The sequence below is a fragment of the Lysinibacillus sp. NPDC056185 genome, assembly GCF_047737915.1.
In the GTDB taxonomy this organism is placed as follows: domain Bacteria; phylum Bacillota; class Bacilli; order Bacillales_A; family Planococcaceae; genus Lysinibacillus.
Genome location: NZ_JBLLLQ010000028.1, coordinates 15,909 through 34,556 on the forward strand (window position 1 = coordinate 15,909; position 18,648 = coordinate 34,556).

An 18,648-nucleotide genomic window follows, 5' to 3' on the forward strand; every position below is an offset into this window, starting at 1 on the left:
AATATTATAAAAGATGAATAGCCGGGTATTTCTGTACAATCGTACAGTGCAGTTGTAAAATGGTCTGAAGATAAGGTAGAAAAGAGGAGCCTTTTTGCAAATAAAAGAAATCATTGTTGTTGAAGGAAAAGATGATACAACAGCTATTAAGCGAGCTGTACAAGCAGATACTATAGAAACAAATGGATCGGCTATTTCAGAGGAAACACTGAAGAGAATTCAACATGCACAGGATAAAAGAGGTGTTATTGTTTTTACTGATCCAGATTATCCAGGACGTCGAATTCGTTCCATTATCGAGGAGCATGTAAAAGGTGTAAAACACGCTTTTTTACCGAAAGCCAAAACAATTGCGAAAAACGGTAAAGGACTAGGCATTGAGCATGCAGCAGATGAAGATATACGCGAGGCACTGCAACATGTCTATACCCCAAATGAGGTTGAGCCAACCACAGATGATATCACTCTCGAAGATTTAATGACGGCACATTTAATTGGCCATCCACGGGCGAAGACTCGACGTGATCGTCTTGGAGAAATTTTGAATATTGGTGCAACAAACGGCAAACAACTTCATAAAAGATTGAAAATGTTTCAAATTACAGAAAAGCAATTTGGTGCGGCAATCGCACAGTTAGATCAGGAGGAAAACGATGCATAAGGATATTGCAACACCAATTAGAACACAGGAAATTTTAAGAAAATATGGATTTTCATTTAAAAAAAGCTTAGGTCAAAACTTTTTAATAGATCCGAACATTTTACGAAATATTGTTAGTCATGCAAATTTAACTGAAAATAGTGGCGCAATCGAAGTTGGTCCTGGCATTGGAGCATTAACAGAGCATTTAGCAAGAAGTGCAAAAAAGGTTGTATCTTTTGAAATTGATCAGAGATTATTACCTGTATTAGAAGACACACTTAGCCCATATAATAATGTAACTATTGTACATTCAGATGTTTTAAAGGCGGATGTGGCTAAAGTAATTCAGGAAGAGATGCCAGGTATTGAAGATATTATGGTTGTAGCGAATTTACCTTATTATGTGACGACACCAATTTTAATGAAATTACTTAATGATCGTTTGCCGATTCGCGGTTTCGTTGTCATGATGCAAAAGGAGGTTGCAGATCGTATTACAGCTAAGCCTGGAACGAAGGAGTACGGTTCTTTATCAATTGCGATTCAATATTATGTAAAGGCTGATATTGCCATGACGGTACCGAAAACTGTTTTTATGCCGCAACCAAACGTGGATTCTGCAGTGATCCGTCTTATTAAGCATGATGAACCTCCAGTAAACGTAATTGATGAGGATTTTTTATTCGTTGTTACTCGTGCGTCGTTTGTACAACGACGAAAAACAATCTTCAATAATTTACAATCAGGTTTACCAAATGGTAAGGTACACAAAGAAAAAATTATGGATGCTTTAAGAGCGGTAAATATTGAACCAACACGTCGAGGAGAGACCCTAACCATTCAAGAGTTTGGAAAATTAGCCGATGCACTATACCCTACATTTGCAAAGTAAAAAATTTTTGTTAACTTTTTTGAGTATAAGTAAAAAAACATGTCTTTTTTATGAAAAATAAGTTGACAACATTAATTAGAGGCTGATAAAATAATATATTTTGTTGACATTTTTGGGCGAATCGCTTATACTATTTATTAGTGAGGTGTAAGCGAAAATGCCAAAAACTTTAGCGGACATTAAAAAGTCGTTGGATTGTCATTTGGGTAAACGTTTGCAGTTAAAAGCAAACGGAGGTCGCAAAAAAACGGTCGAGTGTGCAGGGGTATTGCGTGAGACATATCGCGCTATCTTTGTAGTTGAGCTTGATCAAGAAGACAATACGTGCAAGCGCGTATCGTATAGCTACACAGATATTTTAACTGAGGCAGTAGAGATTACATTTTTAGACGAAGCACAAGCTGCTATCGCAAAATAGTTTCTAGTACTTATTTCTATATTTTGAAACACTCATGTATAAAAACTGCATGAGTGTTTTGCGTTTTCTGGGGCATACTAAAATCGTCAGTTGTTAAGGAGGAGTTTATATGCCTAGAAAAGGTATCATGTCACCTCGTTTAAAGGAAGAGATCGCTAAAGAGCTTGGATTTTATGATGTTGTGCAACGAGAAGGCTGGGGCGGCATAAAAGCTCGAGACGCCGGTAATATGGTCAAACGTGCCATCGAAATGGCTGAAAGAGCAAGTAGTGAGCAAGAGCATAATAAGTAGCCTCTTTGTGAAAATAGACCACTTATTATTTTGAAACTTCAATTACAGGGATGAAAACTTCCTGTATACACAACAACACGACTGACGAAAGAGAACCGTTACACCAAATAGGGGTATACGGTTCTTTTTTTCCATTTTCACATTCCCATTATGGTAAAATAAAATGAATAATCTTGTGAAAGATGAATGACAGGTTTATCTTCATTCAGAAAATGTTTTATATAGCGAAGTGAACGCCAGCTACTGATGTTTTGTAACAGTTACAGAAGACTCCTACATCTAAAGACAGACAAAGTGTAATTTCTATTCAGTGTGTATTAAAATATCAAACTGAATGATCTGTCAGATGTTACGGTTTAAAGGACAAGCTAGGAGGTTAGCCTAACTCCATGCGATAAGGCTTATTAACCTGCATCGGTAGCTTTAATTTAAAATTAGGAGCATTGTTTATCTGTGCGAGGCGAAGCGTCAGCCAATTGCGCTAATGCGTAATTGATAAGTGTAGCTATAAGGAGGAAGAAAGATGCTTTATGTAAAGGCGCCTGCAAAAATAAATTTAACATTAGATGTGCTTTATAAAAGACCAGATAATTTTCATGAGGTAGAGATGGTCATGACAACTGTGGATTTAGCTGACCGTATCTGCCTAGAATCTCGAGAAGATGGCGTAATTGAAATAATTTCTACTGATAATTTCGTGCCAAATGATCACCGAAATTTTGCTTATCAGGCAGCGCGTCTAGTTAAAGATACATACGGCATTGGACAAGGTGTATCCATTACTATAGAAAAGGAAATACCAATCGCAGCAGGGTTAGCAGGTGGCAGTAGCGATGCGGCTGCTACACTAAAGGGTTTAAATGAGTTGTGGAATTTAGGGTTATCTATAGATGAGTTAGCTGAATTAGGTGCGAAAATTGGTTCGGATGTTTCATTTTGTGTCTATGGTGGCACAGCATTAGCAACGGGGCGCGGAGAAAAAATTCAGGAATTGCCTGCACCACCAAACTGTTGGGTAGTCTTAGCTAAGCCTAAAATAGGTGTCTCTACTGCAGAGGTATATGGAGGATTAAAGGTTGAAGGGTTAGAACATCCAAATACGAAGCAAATGATTCATGCTATTGAAACGGAAGATTATGAGCTACTATGTGCATCATTAGGGAATGTTTTGGAAACTGTAACTTTTAAGCTACATCCAGAAGTAGTAATGTTAAAGGAACAAATGAAGCGCTTTGGAGCAGATGCAACATTAATGAGTGGAAGCGGTCCGACGGTGTTTGGTTTAGTGGATAGTGAAGCTCGAGTGAGCCGAATTTATAATGGTTTACGTGGTTTTTGCGAAGAAGTATATGCTGTTCGGATTTTAGGTGAGCGAAATTCGCTTGCTTAAAACCGCAAATTTATGTTAATTTTACCTATAAATATTCGTGTTTAGGAGAGGGTCGCATGAAATGGAAGCGTAGTGAACGACTAGTTGATATGACGTACTATTTACTAGAACATCCACATCAGCTGATCCCGCTAACTTATTTTTCTGAACTATATCAATCTGCAAAGTCTTCTATTAGTGAAGATTTGACGATTGTAAAAGAAACTTTCGAAGAAAAAGGAATCGGGTTATTGATGACAGTACCGGGCGCTGCAGGAGGAGTTAAGTATATTCCTAAAATGTCCGAGGCTGAGGTCCGTTTAGTTATTCATGATTTAAAGGCGGAGCTTGAGCATTCAGATCGTTTGTTACCGGGCGGTTATTTATTTATGACGGACTTACTCGGCAATCCAGATTTAATTAATCGAGTGGGAAAGGTATTTGCATCCGCATTTGCTGATCAACAAATTGATGTCATAATGACTGTCGCAACAAAGGGGATCTCTATTGCCCACGCAATTGCAAGACATTTAAATGTACCAGTTGTTGTTGTCAGAAGAGATAGTAAGGTAACTGAAGGCTCTACAGTCAGCATCAACTATGTATCTGGTTCTTCCAGAAGAATTCAGACAATGGTATTATCAAAAAGAAGCATGAAGAGTGGGCAACGAGTGCTTATTACTGACGACTTTATGAAGGTCGGTGGTACAATGAACGGCATGAAAAATCTATTAGAGGAATTTGACTGTCAGCTAGCTGGTATTGCAGTGCTTGTAGAGGCTGAGCATGCAGACGAAACTTTAGTAGATGATTATTATTCACTAGTAAAGCTTCATGAGGTCAATGAAAAAGACCGTACAATTGCACTAAGTGAAGGTAACTATTTTTCTAAAAGGGGAAATGACAAATGAAAGTAGTAGCAACAACAAATGCACCAGCAGCAATTGGACCATATTCACAAGGGATTATTGTAAATGGCATGTTTTATAGCTCAGGTCAGATCCCACTAACAGCAACAGGCGAATTAGTGGAAGGTGATATCACTGTTCAAACAAATCAAGTATTTGCAAATTTAAAAGCAGTTCTAGCTGCTGCTGGATCATCTTTGGACAATGTTATTAAAACAACCGTTTTTATGAAGGATATGAACGACTTTGTTGCAATGAATGAAGTATATGCTAGCCACTTTGGTGATCATAAACCAGCTCGTTCAGCCGTAGAGGTTGCACGTCTACCAAAAGATGTGAGAGTAGAAATCGAAGTTATTGCCATCGTTAAATAAGGAATTTTTTAAGCTCACTAGAAGAGAATCTTTTAGTGGGCTTTTTTTTATAGCAATGTTTTCTGCGCGAAAGCAAAGCGACAGCGACAAATGTTTTCTGCGCGAAAGCAAAGCGACAGCGACAATACGCCAAGGGGAAGTGAATATTCTAAACTACAAGTAGTATCGCTGATAAAGTAGTGAAATCGATGATAGAATTCCAATAATCGCTGATAAAAATGGAAAAACCGCTAATAGAGTTCCAATAATCGCTGATAAAAATAAAATAACCGCTGATAAAACCCCAACAATCGCCGATAAGGAGCAAATCGCTGATAAAACTCCTAAAAGTATTACCAAACTGAAAAGTAACACCCATAGAGGGCGACTGACAAACAATTGACAAAATTTACGTATAAAAAAGGAAATATTATACTAATAAGTATTCAAATTTTTTAGAAAATTTGATAGACTAGAAAAAGGAAAATATTCGGTAATAAAGAATATTATATTTTCATTTAGGCATCTAAGAAGAGAGGTGGTGAGAAAATGGAAGTTACTGATGTAAGATTACGTCGTGTACAGACGGATGGTCGCATGCGTGCGATTGCTTCCATTACACTCGACAATGAGTTCGTAGTTCATGATATTCGTGTGATTGATGGCAATACAGGTTTGTTCGTTGCTATGCCAAGTAAACGAACGCCAGATGGTGAATTTAGAGATATTGCGCATCCTATCAATTCTACTACTCGTAATAAAATTCAGGAGATTATTTTAAACGAGTACCATAATTCAAGCGAAGTAGAAGCAGCAGAAGAATTAGAAGGAATTGGCGTATAGTTAAAGAGAGCTCTTCATAATTTGGAGAGTTCTTTTTATTTTGAGAATAAGAGAAAATGAGTAGTTTTAGGACATACATATTAACATTCGAGCATAAGGTGCATATGATTTGGAAATTCATCTTTTTGTCAAGTCAACATGCCTTGAAAATAGATGGATTTTGCTATATAGTCATAAGAGAAAATGAGCGTATTGGAGGACTTACAGATGAGCAACATTTTTGCTGTCATTTTGGCTGCAGGTCAAGGTACACGTATGAAGTCCAAATTATATAAAGTGCTCCATCCAGTATGTGGGAAGCCAATGGTACAACATGTGGTGGATCACATTCAAACGTTAGATGTGAATCGCATTGTAACGGTTGTAGGACATGGTGCAGAAAAGGTGAAACAACAGCTTGGCGATAAAAGCGAGTATGTTTTACAGGCTGAACAGTTAGGGACAGCTCATGCTGTACAACAGGCGGAGGCAATTTTAGGTAGCGAAGAAGGGACAACATTAGTTGTTTGTGGCGATACACCACTTATTCGCCCTGAAACGATGCAAGCATTATTCGAGCATCATCAAGCAAAGAATGCTAAAGCAACGATTTTAACAGCTATTGCTGAAAATCCAACAGGCTATGGTCGTATTTTACGTGGCGACAATGGACAAGTGGAGCAAATTGTTGAGCAAAAGGATGCTTCAGCAGAGCAGCAATTAGTGAAAGAGATTAATACGGGCACATATTGCTTCGATAATAAAGCGTTATTTGAGACATTGAAGCTTGTGAAAAATGACAATGCTCAGGGTGAGTATTATTTACCTGATGTGATTGAAATTTTACAAAAACAAGGCGATGTCGTTGAAGCATTTGTAACGGAAGATTTCGAAGAAACACTTGGTGTTAATGATCGTGTTGCTCTGTCTCAAGCAGAGGCGCTAATGCGTACAAGAATTAATGAAAAGCATATGCGTAACGGTGTCACAATTATTAATTCAGAAGCAACATACATCAGCGCTGAGGCAATGATTGGTCGTGATACTGTCATCCAACCAGGTTCTATGATTGAAGGTACAACTGTTATTGGTGAAGATTGTATAATCGGGCCAAACACACAAATCATTGATAGCCGTATCGGTGACCGAACAACTGTACATTCTTCTGTTGTACGTGAAAGCGCTGTAGCAGAAGACACAGCTATAGGACCGTTTGCAAATATTCGACCACTTTCTGATATAGGTAGCCATGTGAAAATTGGTAACTTTGTAGAAGTGAAGAAAAGTAAACTAGGTAATGACACGAAAGTATCCCACTTAAGCTATATTGGCGATGCTGAAATAGGAAGCAATGTCAATATTGGCTGTGGTTCCATTACAGTAAACTATGATGGGAAAAACAAGTTCCAAACAATTATTGAAGATGATGTATTTGTAGGATGTAATACTAACTTAGTAGCGCCAGTGAAAGTTGGAAAAGGTTCATTTATTGCAGCAGGATCTACAATTACAAAAGAAGTTCCTGAGGATGCGCTAGCAATTGCTCGTGCAAGACAAGAAAACAAACCGAATTATGTAAGCAAATTAAATTCAAAATAATTATCAACTAAACAGGAGGCCATCATGCCGTATCATTATGCAAACTCACAATTAAAAATATTTTCACTTAACTCTAACAATCCGCTTGCTCAAGAAATTGCGCAAGAAATGGGTGTTGAATTAGGTAAATCTTCTGTTAAACACTTCAGCGATGGAGAGGTTCAAATTAGCATTGAAGAAAGTATTCGTGGTTGTGATGTGTTTATCGTGCAGTCTACTTCTGCGCCTGTAAACGAACATTTAATGGAGCTTTTAATTATGGTAGATGCTGTAAAACGCGCATCTGCTCGTACAGTAAACGTTGTAATGCCTTATTATGGATATGCTCGTCAGGACCGTAAAGCAAAAGCACGTGAGCCAATTACAGCTAAATTAGTAGCAAACTTACTTGAAACAGCTGGTGCAACACGTGTTATCGTTTTAGATTTACATGCACCACAAATCCAAGGTTTCTTCGATATTTTAATCGATCACCTGATGGCAGTGCCTTTATTATCTGATCACTTCAAATCAAAAGGTATCCCAGAAGAAGAAATCGTTGTTGTTTCCCCAGACCATGGTGGTGTAACACGTGCTCGTAAAATGGCAGAACGTTTAAAAGCACCTATTGCAATTATTGACAAACGCCGTCCAAAACCAAACGTTGCAGAAGTAATGAACATTGTTGGTAATGTTGATGGTAAAGTGGCAATCTTGATTGATGATATTATTGATACTGCTGGTACGATTACAATCGGCGCGGATGCATTACGTGCAGCTGGTGCGAAAGAAGTTTATGCTTGTTGTTCTCACCCGGTATTATCAGGCCCAGCAATCGAGCGTATCGAAAACTCTTCGATTAAAGAATTAGTTGTAACAAATACAATCCAACTTCCTGAAGAGAAAAAATCTCCAAAAATTACAGAGCTTTCAGTAGCTAAATTGATGGCAGATGCAATCTCTCGTGTCTATGAAAATAAATCTGTAAGTACTCTATTTGATTAATATAAATAAACAGATCCCAATATGTGGCTTATTAAGGACAAATCTACGTTTGTAAGTAGATTTGTCCTTTTTCTAGGTTTCTTTTGTTTGAATTTTCTTGTAAAAGGGTATATGGTAATTGTGACTTAATAATATTTACACTACTTTATAAAAAATAGTTTACCGCCTAAGGTGGGATATATTTTGTTAAAACATAAGTTGATTGGAGTGGAGGCTGGGCGACTCCTTGGGGAATAGCAATAGAGGAACGAAGGCTAAAACCATCACGTCCTGTGATAACGCCTTCGTGACCAACATCGGTGCTGTCGCTTCGTTGTACTATGCTTTCGCACAAAAAACATCTGTTGGCCCAAGCGGCTCATCGGACGCCCCCAGGAAGCTCTGCTCTGCGCGAAAGCGAAGCGTCAGCAACAAATGTTTTATCTGCGCGAAAGCGAAGCGTCAGCAACAAAGCGCCCAGCTGGAACGGAAATCAACCCCACGTTATGGTGATAAGCTAAAATTGTAGTAAATATTATTATAGCCTTAACAAATGTCATTAAAAGTAGTGACATTTATAATAAGGCGTAAATAAATTTTTCTTGGAAGGGGAAGTATAGTATGAGTACAGTATTAAGTGTTAAAAAGCGCGAAGCTGGGCATCGTTCGACATTAACCCAACTTAGAAAAGGGGGAGCCATTCCTGCAGTTATTTACGGCTATAAATTAGATTCGACCCCAATTTCTATTTCAGCGAATGAATTCAGAAAATCCATTCAAAAGAATGGGCAAAACGGTGTTTTTTCAATGGAGTTAGATGGTAAAAAGGTGAATGTTGTTGTATCAGAAATCCAACAATGCTCAATGAAAGATGAAGTAAATCATATCGACTTTTTAGCAATTGATATGTCCGAAGCAATAGAAGCTGAAGTGCCTATTAGACTTGTTGGAGAGTCAGTTGGAGTTAGTGTGGGTGGCATATTAATGCAGCCCAACCTAGATGTGAAAATTAACGTAAAACCAGCAGATATACCAGAAGCTATTGAAGTTGACATTACTGAACTTAAAATTGGTGAAACAATTACGGTAGCAGATATTCGAGATACGATTGATTTTGATATTATCAGTGAAAATGGTCATACATTGGTATCAATTATGGCCCCGGCAGTCGTTGAGGAATCGACAGTAGATAGTGAGCAGGTACAAGAGTAAAAATATTTGTTAAGGAAAGGCTACTGAGGAAGTTAAACTTCTTCAGTAGCCTTTTATATTTTAAATTAATACATGTGTTGTTTTAAAACCATTTCACGATATGTATGGTTGAAGTGAGGATTTTAAATAATATCAAGCCATTATTGAACTTTTACTTTCAAAAACTGTACAAACTGCTTTCTTAGTGCATGATATGGTAAAATAATGACTATTAGATTTGAAAGAAGAGGGGTACTTATGAAAATTATCGTTGGTTTAGGGAATCCAGGCAAGCCTTATGAGCATACAAGACATAATATTGGCTTCGATGTTATTGATGCATTAGCTGAAAAATGGGGTACACCTTTAACTAATTCAAAGTTTAATGGTATGTATGCAACGGTACATCGTCCTGAAGGAAAGGTTCTACTTGTTAAACCTTTAACATATATGAATTTATCGGGGGAATGTGTTGGGCCCCTTATGAACTATTTTGATATTGATGTGGAAGACTTAATTGTTATTTATGACGATTTAGATTTAGAAACAGGGAAATTACGCCTGCGTCAAAAAGGAAGTGCGGGTGGACATAATGGTATTAAATCATTAATTCAGCATCTAGGTACACAAGAATTTAATCGCATACGTGTTGGGGTTAATCGCCCGCCTGCTGGTATGAAGGTAGCAGATTATGTGTTGTCAAAATTTTCAAAAGAAGATCAAGCTATTGTTAGTGAAGCTATTGAAAAAAGTGTAAATGCTGTAGAAGAATCTCTTTCAAAGCCATTTCTTGATGTGATGAATCGCTTTAACGGGTAATAATAGGTTAAAGCGTAGTGTGGATATTACAGCTGTTTTAACCTAAGCGGCTCATCGGACGCCCCCAGGAAAGCGACTGGTTGGTACGAAAATCAACCCCACGTTTCTATATTCTAAAAGGCGCTAAAGCAAAATTGGAAGTGCATAATCTGTTTTAGAAATGTCTATACTTTAAGTAGTAAGTTGCTTAAAGGAGGATGATTTGGAGATGTCAGTTCGCTATCGATGTCGTCATTGTGAAGTTGAAATAGGAACACTACCATTTGATGCAGATGATACAATTCGAAAACTACATATTTTCGAAATGGGTGAAGCGGATGATTATGTTGAGAAAGATCAGCATGGTCACACGACGGTGCACTGCATTTGTGAGCAATGTGAGGATTCGCTGAAACAATATCCAGATTATCACGCACTCAATAAATGGATTCAATGATTGGAAGGATGCTTTGGCGCACATCACGTGCGTTCAAAGCTTTTTCCATTGATAAAATATACAAAAAAGATGCGTATTATAGTACTAGATTACTAGTAATGGCGAATAGAATTATGCGCTGAGAGGAGCTTTTGACATTGGAAGTTTTACGACAGCTTGTGATGCAGGACAAACATATCACATCATTTTTACAGGAGATTCAGAGCGGTCAATCTGCAACACAGCTTATAACAGGATTAACAGGAAGCGCGCGCCCGGTAATGGTCGATGCTTTATTTGAATATGTAAAAAAACCTATTTATATTGTATCTCCTAATCTATTGCAGGCACAAAAAATGGTTGACGAGCTGGCGGGACTTTTAGGTGAGGAGCATGTTCATTATTATCCTGCCGATGAGTTTATTGCTGCAGATTTGTCTGTTGCCTCTCCAGAGTTACGTGCTGAGCGTATCGCAACACTTGATTGCCTAGCTAGAGGTGAAAAAGCTGTTTATGTGATACCAGTTGCGGGCTTACGCAAAATGATGCAGCCTAAAGAGCATTGGCAACAGTATTTTTTACAGATTGCAGTAGGCGAAGATATTCAGATTGATGAATGGCTCCAAACGTTAGTAGAGATGGGTTACGTGCGTAATTCAATGGTGACAACACCTGGAGAGTTTGCGCTACGTGGAGGGATATTAGATATTTATCCACCATATTTAGAGGCGCCGATTCGTATAGAATTATTTGATACGGAAGTTGACTCGATTCGAACATTTTCTGCGGACGACCAACGTTCCATTGATAAATTGCAGAAGGTTCGTATTCTACCAGCATCAGAAGTTATTTTGACAAAGGAAGAAAGAATGGCATTGGCAGGCCGTTTAGAAGCGGCATTAGCGACAAGTTTAAAGAAAGTCAAAAAGCAGGAGACGAAGGAATTACTGTATCAGCATATTCAATATGATATTGAATTGTTACAGCAAGGGAATTTACCGGACTATGTAAATAAATATGGTTCGTTATTGTATGAGAAAACATCATATTTAGGAGATTATTTTGTACATGATGGCATTGTGCTGTTTGATGAGCTCGGACGTATTCAGGAGGTTATGGATGCCTGGGAGCGCGAAGAGGATGAGTGGTTTTTATCATTAATTGAAGAAGGAAAAATGGTGCATGATGTAAAGCCAGCATTCTCTTTGAAAGAAATCCTAGCAATGCTGTCTCAACAAAAGCTATACTTCTCATTATTTTCACGAACATTTGCAGGGGTATCTTTTAATAAGACGACGAACTTTTCTTGCAAACCAATGCAACAATTTCATGGCCAAATGTCATTATTACAAAGTGAGATTGAACGCTGGTTGCTTGGTAAATTTACAGTATTAATTGTTGCAAGAGATAAAGATCGTGTTAAACGTGTACAGCAAATGCTTGGAGAATATGATATTCATACGACAATTGGTAAGCCGACAGAAGCGGGTATTTATATTGTGGATGGCTCACTATCTAGTGGCTTTGAATTACCACTACAACGTGTGGTGATTGTCACAGAGGATGAGTTATTTAAACAACAGGTGAAGAAAAAAGCACGTCCTCAAAAAATGACGAACGCAGAACGTATTAAAAGCTATACAGAAATTAAACCAGGCGACTATGTTGTCCATGTACATCACGGTATTGGGAAATATATAGGCTTAGAAACATTAGAGGTAAATGGAACACATAAGGATTACTTACACATTCGATACCGCGCAGATGATAAGTTATATGTTCCCGTAGAGCAAATAGATTTAATCCAAAAATATGTAGCATCTGAAGACCGAGAACCGAAGCTACATAAATTAGGTGGAGCAGAGTGGAAAAAAGCTAAAGCCAAGGTATCCTCTGCTGTGCAAGATATTGCTGATGATTTAATTAAGCTGTATGCGAAACGTGAAGCAGAGAAAGGCCATGCATTCGCGATTGACAACGACGATCAGCGCAATTTTGAGGCTTCTTTCCCCTATGAAGAAACGGAGGATCAGCTACGTTCAATTATCGAAGTAAAACGTGATATGGAGCGTGAGCGTCCGATGGATCGTCTTGTATGTGGAGACGTAGGGTACGGCAAAACAGAGGTAGCGATTCGTGCGGCATTTAAAGCAATTCAAGATGGCAAGCAGGTAGCTTTCCTTGTGCCGACAACGATTTTAGCGCAGCAGCATTACGAAACGATTCGTGAGAGATTCCAAGACTTTGCTATGAATGTAGGTCTCTTGTCTCGTTTCCGTTCGAAAAAAGAGCAAACAGCGACGTTAAAGGGCTTAAAAGAAGGGCAAGTTGATATTGTCGTTGGAACGCATCGAATTTTATCTAAAGATTTAACATTCCAAGACCTTGGACTACTGATTGTTGATGAGGAGCAACGTTTTGGTGTAACGCATAAGGAAAAAATTAAACAACTTAAGACGAATGTCGATGTATTAACGCTAACGGCAACTCCGATTCCAAGAACACTTCATATGTCGATGGTAGGTGTTCGTGATCTATCGGTAATTGAAACGCCACCAGCAAACCGTTTCCCTGTGCAAACTTATGTAATGGAGCATAGCGGTGCATTAGTGGGGGAAGCTATTGAGAGAGAAATGGCGCGTGGTGGGCAAGTATTCTACTTATACAATCGTGTAGAAGATATGGCTCGTAAGGTTGATGAAATTCAAATGCTTGTCCCAGAAGCGCGTATTGGGCATGCACATGGCAAAATGACGGAATCAGAATTAGAATCTGTTATATTAGCCTTTTTAGAAGGTGACTATGATGTGCTTGTAACGACAACCATTATTGAGACAGGCGTGGATATACCAAACGTTAACACATTGATTGTTCATGATGCTGATCGAATGGGCTTAGCGCAGCTTTATCAATTGCGTGGGCGTGTTGGACGTTCTAATAGGGTGGCGTATGCTTACTTTATGTATCAACGTGACAAAGTCCTTACGGATGTAGCTGAGCAAAGATTACAGGCGATTAAAGAATTTACAGAGTTAGGTTCGGGATTTAAAATTGCTATGCGTGACTTATCTATTCGTGGTGCAGGAAATTTACTTGGAGCGCAGCAGCATGGCTTTATTGATTCTGTCGGTTTTGACTTGTATTCACAAATGCTGGAAGAAGCGATTGCTGAGCGCCAAACAGGTGTGAAAAAAGAAGAGAAGCCTGACATTGAAATTTTATTGAGTGTGGATGCGTATATCCCAGATGCATACATTCCTGATGGCTATCAAAAAATTCAAATGTATAAACGTATAAAAGCAATGGATCAAGTGGAGGAGTACAGCGAAATCATAGAGGAATTACAGGATCGTTTTGGTGATCTTCCGATTGAAACAGAGCGTTTATTGCGAATTGCGCGTATGAAGGTATGGGGCTTGGGTACAGGTGTATTGTCTGTAAAAGAAAAGCAAAAAATTATCACAATATTGTTGTCTGAAGAAGGTACTGGGCAAGTTGATGGCGGTAAAATTGTGGAAGAATCTATGAAATTTGAACGTGCTGTAGGGTTTGGTATGGATGGTATGCAATTGAAACTAACGATTGATGAACGTAAGTGTGGGAAATATCAACCCTTTGATATTTTAGAAGAAATGATGCATATTATTGCTGACGCAAAAAAACAACAATAGAAGAAAAGCTGATCTTATCTCTAGGGATAATGATCAGCTTTTTATTGTTAAAAACAAAAAATTACAAGGAAATCTCTGTGAATGTTGTGGCGCTTTATCTTCATTTATTAATTGGACTGTAGACTGTGTGGCTCCTTAGAGATCAATATCACAAATTGAGACTCATGAGCTAGATAGTAGGGAAAATAAGGGTAAAAGTATCACTTTTTGTTATGGTTCTTTTGTGATAAACATCCTTTTGACTTATTGACGTAATGGCAAAGGTTGAATTATTATTATTTCTTGTTAAAAATATTTTATAAATTAATTTATAAAAATTTGTTTTTGTGGTTAATCTAAGATAAGTTGATTGAAGTTGAAAAATTCTACATGGTATTTGCTTAGGTTTTTAAGGCCTTTTTGAAAATATTGTTGGGTGTGAAATCCTATTTCTTCAGTTTTTGCATAGATTGCTTCATAAAAAACCATACTAAAATTGAAAAAATTTCATTGTAGCGAAAGCGAGGATTAAGAATGAAGGCAACAGGGATTGTTCGTCGTATTGATGATTTAGGGCGTGTGGTTATTCCAAAAGAAATTCGTAGAACGTTACGTATTCGTGAGGGAGACCCACTAGAAATTTATACAGACCGTGAAGGTGAAGTCATTTTAAAGAAATATTCTCCAATTAATGATTTAGGGGAATTTGCAAGAGAATATGTGGAAACATTATATGAAACGTTAGGTACTCCAGCGTTTGTAACCGACCGAGATGAAGTAATTGCTGTCTCAGGGATCGGTAAGAAAGAGTATATTAATCGTCGTATTACATCCTTTGCGGAAAGTTTTATGGACGAACGTTCAACAAAAATAGAAAAAATGGAAACAACAATCGAGATTGTTCCTGGACAATATGAGCAAGTAAAGTCTTATTGTGCAACGCCTATTATGGTAAACGGTGATCCGATCGGCTGTATTATCGTTTTGTCTAAAGTACACTTTATCGGTGAAGTTGAAGTGAAAGTTGCTGAAACAGCGGCTAACTTCTTAGCTAAACAAATGAATAGTTGATAAGAATTGAAAGTTATTGCGCTGACCTTTTTAGGCTGAACAATAACTTTTTTTCGTACATAGTTTTATGGTAGTGCTACCCGCGCGCGTCATACTTTGGAGATGTGCTATACTATTGGCATTGTTAAAGAAGGAAAGAGGGCAATTTATGTCGGAACGTTTTGGCATGAAAAGCTACATGAAGGGCGCAGCCTTACTTACAATTGCTGCTCTTATTGTGAAGGTTCTTAGTGCAATTTATCGTGTGCCTTTTCAAAATCTTGTTGGTGATGAAGGATTTTATATTTATCAGCAAGTGTATCCAGTTATATCTATTTTTGTCGTATGGACAGCTAGTGGATTTGCAGTAGCTATTTCTAAAATGCTTGCAGATAATGATTGTATTTTAGACCCGCTAGAGAGAGATCATAAACGAAGCGGTATTATGCGTATTGTTTTTCGTTATTTAACCGTACTATCGTTATTGTTTTTTGTTGCTTTATTTAGTGGTGCTGAAATAATTGCGCAGCTTATGGGCGATACTCAGCTTGCGCCTTTAATACGGACGGGTTCATTTATAGTACTTGTTATGCCAGCTCATGCTATTTTTAAGGGCGGCTTCCAATCAAGAGGCATTATGGAGCCGATTGCTTATGCACAAGTCCTTGAACAAGCTGTGAGAGTATCTGTCATTATAGCAGGAACATTTATCATTATGAAGACGACAGAATCACTTTATAGTGCTGGACAAATGGCCATTATAGGTACAGTTATTGGTGAAATTGTAGGCTTTGTATTACTTGCGCTGATCTTTAAAAAACGTTTTGGTTTATTTAATGATAAGAAACAACAGCGGCGTATCGATAGTTTTCCCATTATTAAAGAGGTAACATTGCTGAGTTTAAGTGTGAGCATGAGTGGTCTATTGTTGCTTGGCTATCAGTTAGTTGATTCCTTTACAATTTATTCGCTATTAATAGATGGTGGAATGGATCAGACGGTAGCTAAGGCAACAAAAGGCGTTTATGATCGTGGGCAGCCATTGGTACAGCTCGGAGTTGTTATTGCTTCTTCACTTTCACTTGCTATTGTGCCTCTTGTCGCGCATATGTCCAAAAGACAGGAAGGCCGTAGTGCCATTCCGTTTATTCAACTAACGTATAAAGCGTCTGTATTATTTGGGTGGGCGGCATCTCTAGGTTTAATACTCGTTATGCCTTATATTAATGTAATGCTCTTTAAAACAGATGCACTGTCGGAAGTACTTATGGTATATGTATTACAAATTGTGCCATTGTCAATTATTTTGACATTTACAGCTATTTTGCAAGGCTATGGAAAATTAAAAAAGCCGGCTTTATTTTTGATTATAGGTTTTATTTTAAAAATAATATTGAATGTGCTAACAATTAGTTTATTCGGTGTATTAGGTGCGGCTATTGCGAATAATGTAGGTCTTTTGTTTACTGCCCTAATACTTATTTTTTATTTAAAAAGAATGACTGCCATTCAATTAGCGCCAGCCAATTTTTACAAAAAAGTTGGGATTGCATCACTCAGCATGGCAGCTGTAGTGCTAGTTTGGCTACAGTTTATACCATCGTTGTTAAACCAATTTTTATCACCTCGATTTGTCGCAGTGGTAGCAGGTTTTTCGGCCGTGTGTTTAGGAGCGTTTGTAATGATCACAATAATTGCTAAGTTACGAGTACTAGTCGAAAAAGAGTGGTACTTACTACCGTTTGGGCGCAAAATGGCAGTTTATCAATTATGGTTAAATCGAAAGAAGTAGGTGGATTGATTGAATACTTTAACAGTTATTGGTCTAGGTGCGGGTGATTTTAATCAGCTGCAAATGGGTGTCTATAAAAAGCTAAAAGCGGCAAGAAAATTATATGTTCGTACAGTGGACCATCCTGTATTAGAAGAATTATCAGCTGAGGGCTTACAATTTGAAAGCTTTGACGCAGTCTATGAAAAACATAATTCGTTCCAGCCTGTGTATGAGGAAATTGCAGAAAAGCTTGTGGCTGCAACAGCAAATGAAGATGTCATGTACGCTGTACCGGGGCATCCACTTGTCGCAGAGCAGACTGTACAATTGCTTATTGCCGCTGCGGATGAGGGAAAAGTAAAACTAGTCATTGAAGGTGGGCAAAGCTTCTTAGATCCAATATTTGGTGCGTTAAAAATCGACCCAATTGAGGGTTTCCAACTGCTGGATGGTACTAGCTTTTCTATGCATGACATTAACATGCGTCAACATATTTTAATAGCTCAAGTATATGATACATTTAGTGCATCAGAAGTAAAGCTAACGTTAATGGAGAAATACGATGACGAATACCCTGTTACAGTCGTTACAGCAGCTGGCTCGTCACAGGAAAAATTAGTGACGGTACCACTTTATGAACTCGACCAAAGCGTTGAGGTGGACAATTTAACAACGGTATATGTGCCACCTGTAAAATCACAAGAGGACGCTTTACGAGACTGGACAACTTTCCGTCAAATTATTGCTGTATTACGAGGTCCAGATGGCTGTCCGTGGGATCAAAAGCAAACACATGAGTCACTGAAAAAATATTTACTAGAAGAAGCACACGAATATTTGGCAGCGGTAGATGCAGAGGATGACTTTGCGATGATCGAGGAGCTTGGAGATGTACTGTTACAAGTGTTCCTTCATGCACAAATCGGAGAAGATCAAGGTTACTTTACGTTGGAAGATGTATTAGCTTCAATAAGTGAAAAAATGATTCGTCGACACCCTCATGTATTTGGAGATGTATCGGTGGAAGATGTAGAGGGTGTTGTAGCTAACTGGGAAGTTATAAAAGCGGAAGAAAAGGGTATAAGTGAAAAGCCACTATTAAAAGAGGAATACCGGGCGTCCTCTGCTCTACAAACAGCATATAATTATCAAAAAAGAGCTGCGAAGGTAGGATTTGATTGGCCTGATGTAGATGGAGCATGGGACAAGTTTGCAGAGGAGTGGCAGGAGTTTCGTAATGAGGTGACGAAAGGTACAAATGCGTCACGTCTTGATGAATTTGGAGATGTCTTGTTCACACTTGTGAATTTAGCGCGTTTCTACAAGCTATCTCCAGAAGAGGCTATGTTACATGCGAATGAGAAGTTTGCGAAACGCTTTGGTTATGTGGAAGCAAAGGTAAAGGAAAGTGGAAAGCCATTTTCTGATTATACATTAGAACAATTAGATGCTTTCTGGAATGAAGCAAAGCAGCTAGAAAAGGAGTAAAA

18 protein-coding genes are annotated in these 18,648 nt (G+C 38.2%); 17 read left to right on the forward strand and 1 reads right to left on the reverse strand.

The genetic code is table 11. From position 1 onward, the window contains the following. The first annotated feature begins 94 nt into the window (after positions 1–94). The 7 genes from rnmV (at position 95) to ACMZ42_RS21400 (ending at position 4,896) form a co-directional block, all read left to right on the forward strand. The gene (rnmV, locus tag ACMZ42_RS21370) at positions 95–661 is read left to right on the forward strand and encodes a ribonuclease M5 (RefSeq protein ID WP_402934774.1); all 567 of its coding nucleotides are present in this window, start codon (positions 95–97) and stop codon (positions 659–661) included. Then, entirely contained in the window at positions 654–1,535 is an 882-nt protein-coding gene (rsmA, locus tag ACMZ42_RS21375) for a 16S rRNA (adenine(1518)-N(6)/adenine(1519)-N(6))-dimethyltransferase RsmA (RefSeq protein WP_370081881.1), read from the forward strand. Before rnmV ends, rsmA begins: the two co-directional genes overlap by 8 nt. Positions 1,536–1,692: 157 nt before the next feature. Next, entirely contained in the window at positions 1,693–1,953 is a 261-nt protein-coding gene (gene veg / locus ACMZ42_RS21380; RefSeq protein WP_370081883.1) for a biofilm formation stimulator Veg, read from the forward strand. A 109-nt stretch (positions 1,954–2,062) separates the two neighbouring features. Next, complete coding sequence (locus ACMZ42_RS21385; RefSeq protein ID WP_053594103.1) at positions 2,063–2,245, forward strand: small, acid-soluble spore protein, alpha/beta type; 183 nt, start codon at positions 2,063–2,065, stop codon at positions 2,243–2,245. Between the two features lie 523 nt (positions 2,246–2,768). Beyond that, the gene (ispE, locus tag ACMZ42_RS21390) at positions 2,769–3,635 is read left to right on the forward strand and encodes a 4-(cytidine 5'-diphospho)-2-C-methyl-D-erythritol kinase (protein WP_370081886.1); all 867 of its coding nucleotides are present in this window, start codon (positions 2,769–2,771) and stop codon (positions 3,633–3,635) included. Between the two features lie 56 nt (positions 3,636–3,691). After that, the gene (gene purR / locus ACMZ42_RS21395; protein WP_079563681.1) at positions 3,692–4,525 is read left to right on the forward strand and encodes a pur operon repressor; all 834 of its coding nucleotides are present in this window, start codon (positions 3,692–3,694) and stop codon (positions 4,523–4,525) included. Beyond that, positions 4,522–4,896 carry a RidA family protein gene (locus ACMZ42_RS21400; RefSeq protein WP_142510486.1) on the forward strand — a complete coding sequence of 125 codons (375 nt, stop codon included), beginning with the start codon at positions 4,522–4,524 and terminating at the stop codon, positions 4,894–4,896. The genes purR and ACMZ42_RS21400 overlap by 4 nt, the downstream gene beginning before the upstream one ends. Before the next feature lie 153 nt (positions 4,897–5,049). Here the strand turns inward: ACMZ42_RS21400 and ACMZ42_RS21405 are convergent, their stop codons facing one another. Continuing rightward, positions 5,050–5,235, reverse strand: coding sequence for a hypothetical protein (locus tag ACMZ42_RS21405; RefSeq protein ID WP_370081890.1), 186 nt, complete (start codon positions 5,233–5,235; stop codon positions 5,050–5,052). Between the two features lie 189 nt (positions 5,236–5,424). Between ACMZ42_RS21405 and spoVG the strand changes: the two genes are divergently transcribed. From spoVG to mazG, 10 genes are all read left to right on the forward strand, one after another. Beyond that, the gene (spoVG, locus tag ACMZ42_RS21410; protein ID WP_370081892.1) at positions 5,425–5,718 is read left to right on the forward strand and encodes a septation regulator SpoVG; all 294 of its coding nucleotides are present in this window, start codon (positions 5,425–5,427) and stop codon (positions 5,716–5,718) included. A gap of 207 nt (positions 5,719–5,925) precedes the next feature. Further along, entirely contained in the window at positions 5,926–7,296 is a 1,371-nt protein-coding gene (gene glmU / locus ACMZ42_RS21415; RefSeq protein WP_370081894.1) for a bifunctional UDP-N-acetylglucosamine diphosphorylase/glucosamine-1-phosphate N-acetyltransferase GlmU, read from the forward strand. Positions 7,297–7,320: 24 nt separating this feature from the next. Beyond that, positions 7,321–8,280, forward strand: a complete 960-nt coding sequence (locus ACMZ42_RS21420) for a ribose-phosphate diphosphokinase (RefSeq protein ID WP_370047888.1) — start codon at positions 7,321–7,323, stop codon at positions 8,278–8,280. Between the two features lie 600 nt (positions 8,281–8,880). Next, on the forward strand, positions 8,881–9,471 hold the full coding sequence (locus tag ACMZ42_RS21425) for a 50S ribosomal protein L25/general stress protein Ctc (protein WP_402874737.1): 591 nt from the start codon (positions 8,881–8,883) through the stop codon (positions 9,469–9,471). A gap of 237 nt (positions 9,472–9,708) precedes the next feature. After that, on the forward strand, positions 9,709–10,269 hold the full coding sequence (gene pth, locus ACMZ42_RS21430) for an aminoacyl-tRNA hydrolase (RefSeq protein ID WP_370081898.1): 561 nt from the start codon (positions 9,709–9,711) through the stop codon (positions 10,267–10,269). A gap of 208 nt (positions 10,270–10,477) precedes the next feature. Then, entirely contained in the window at positions 10,478–10,705 is a 228-nt protein-coding gene (locus ACMZ42_RS21435) for an anti-sigma-F factor Fin (RefSeq protein WP_132364328.1), read from the forward strand. A 137-nt stretch (positions 10,706–10,842) separates the two neighbouring features. Then, positions 10,843–14,355, forward strand: coding sequence for a transcription-repair coupling factor (gene mfd, locus ACMZ42_RS21440; RefSeq protein ID WP_415732729.1), 3,513 nt, complete (start codon positions 10,843–10,845; stop codon positions 14,353–14,355). Between the two features lie 513 nt (positions 14,356–14,868). Next, positions 14,869–15,405, forward strand: coding sequence for a stage V sporulation protein T (gene spoVT, locus ACMZ42_RS21445; RefSeq protein ID WP_142510491.1), 537 nt, complete (start codon positions 14,869–14,871; stop codon positions 15,403–15,405). Between the two features lie 148 nt (positions 15,406–15,553). Then, entirely contained in the window at positions 15,554–17,176 is a 1,623-nt protein-coding gene (locus ACMZ42_RS21450) for a putative polysaccharide biosynthesis protein (RefSeq protein ID WP_415732730.1), read from the forward strand. A gap of 9 nt (positions 17,177–17,185) precedes the next feature. After that, positions 17,186–18,646 carry a nucleoside triphosphate pyrophosphohydrolase gene (gene mazG, locus ACMZ42_RS21455; protein WP_415732731.1) on the forward strand — a complete coding sequence of 487 codons (1,461 nt, stop codon included), beginning with the start codon at positions 17,186–17,188 and terminating at the stop codon, positions 18,644–18,646. Positions 18,647–18,648 lie beyond the last annotated feature (2 nt).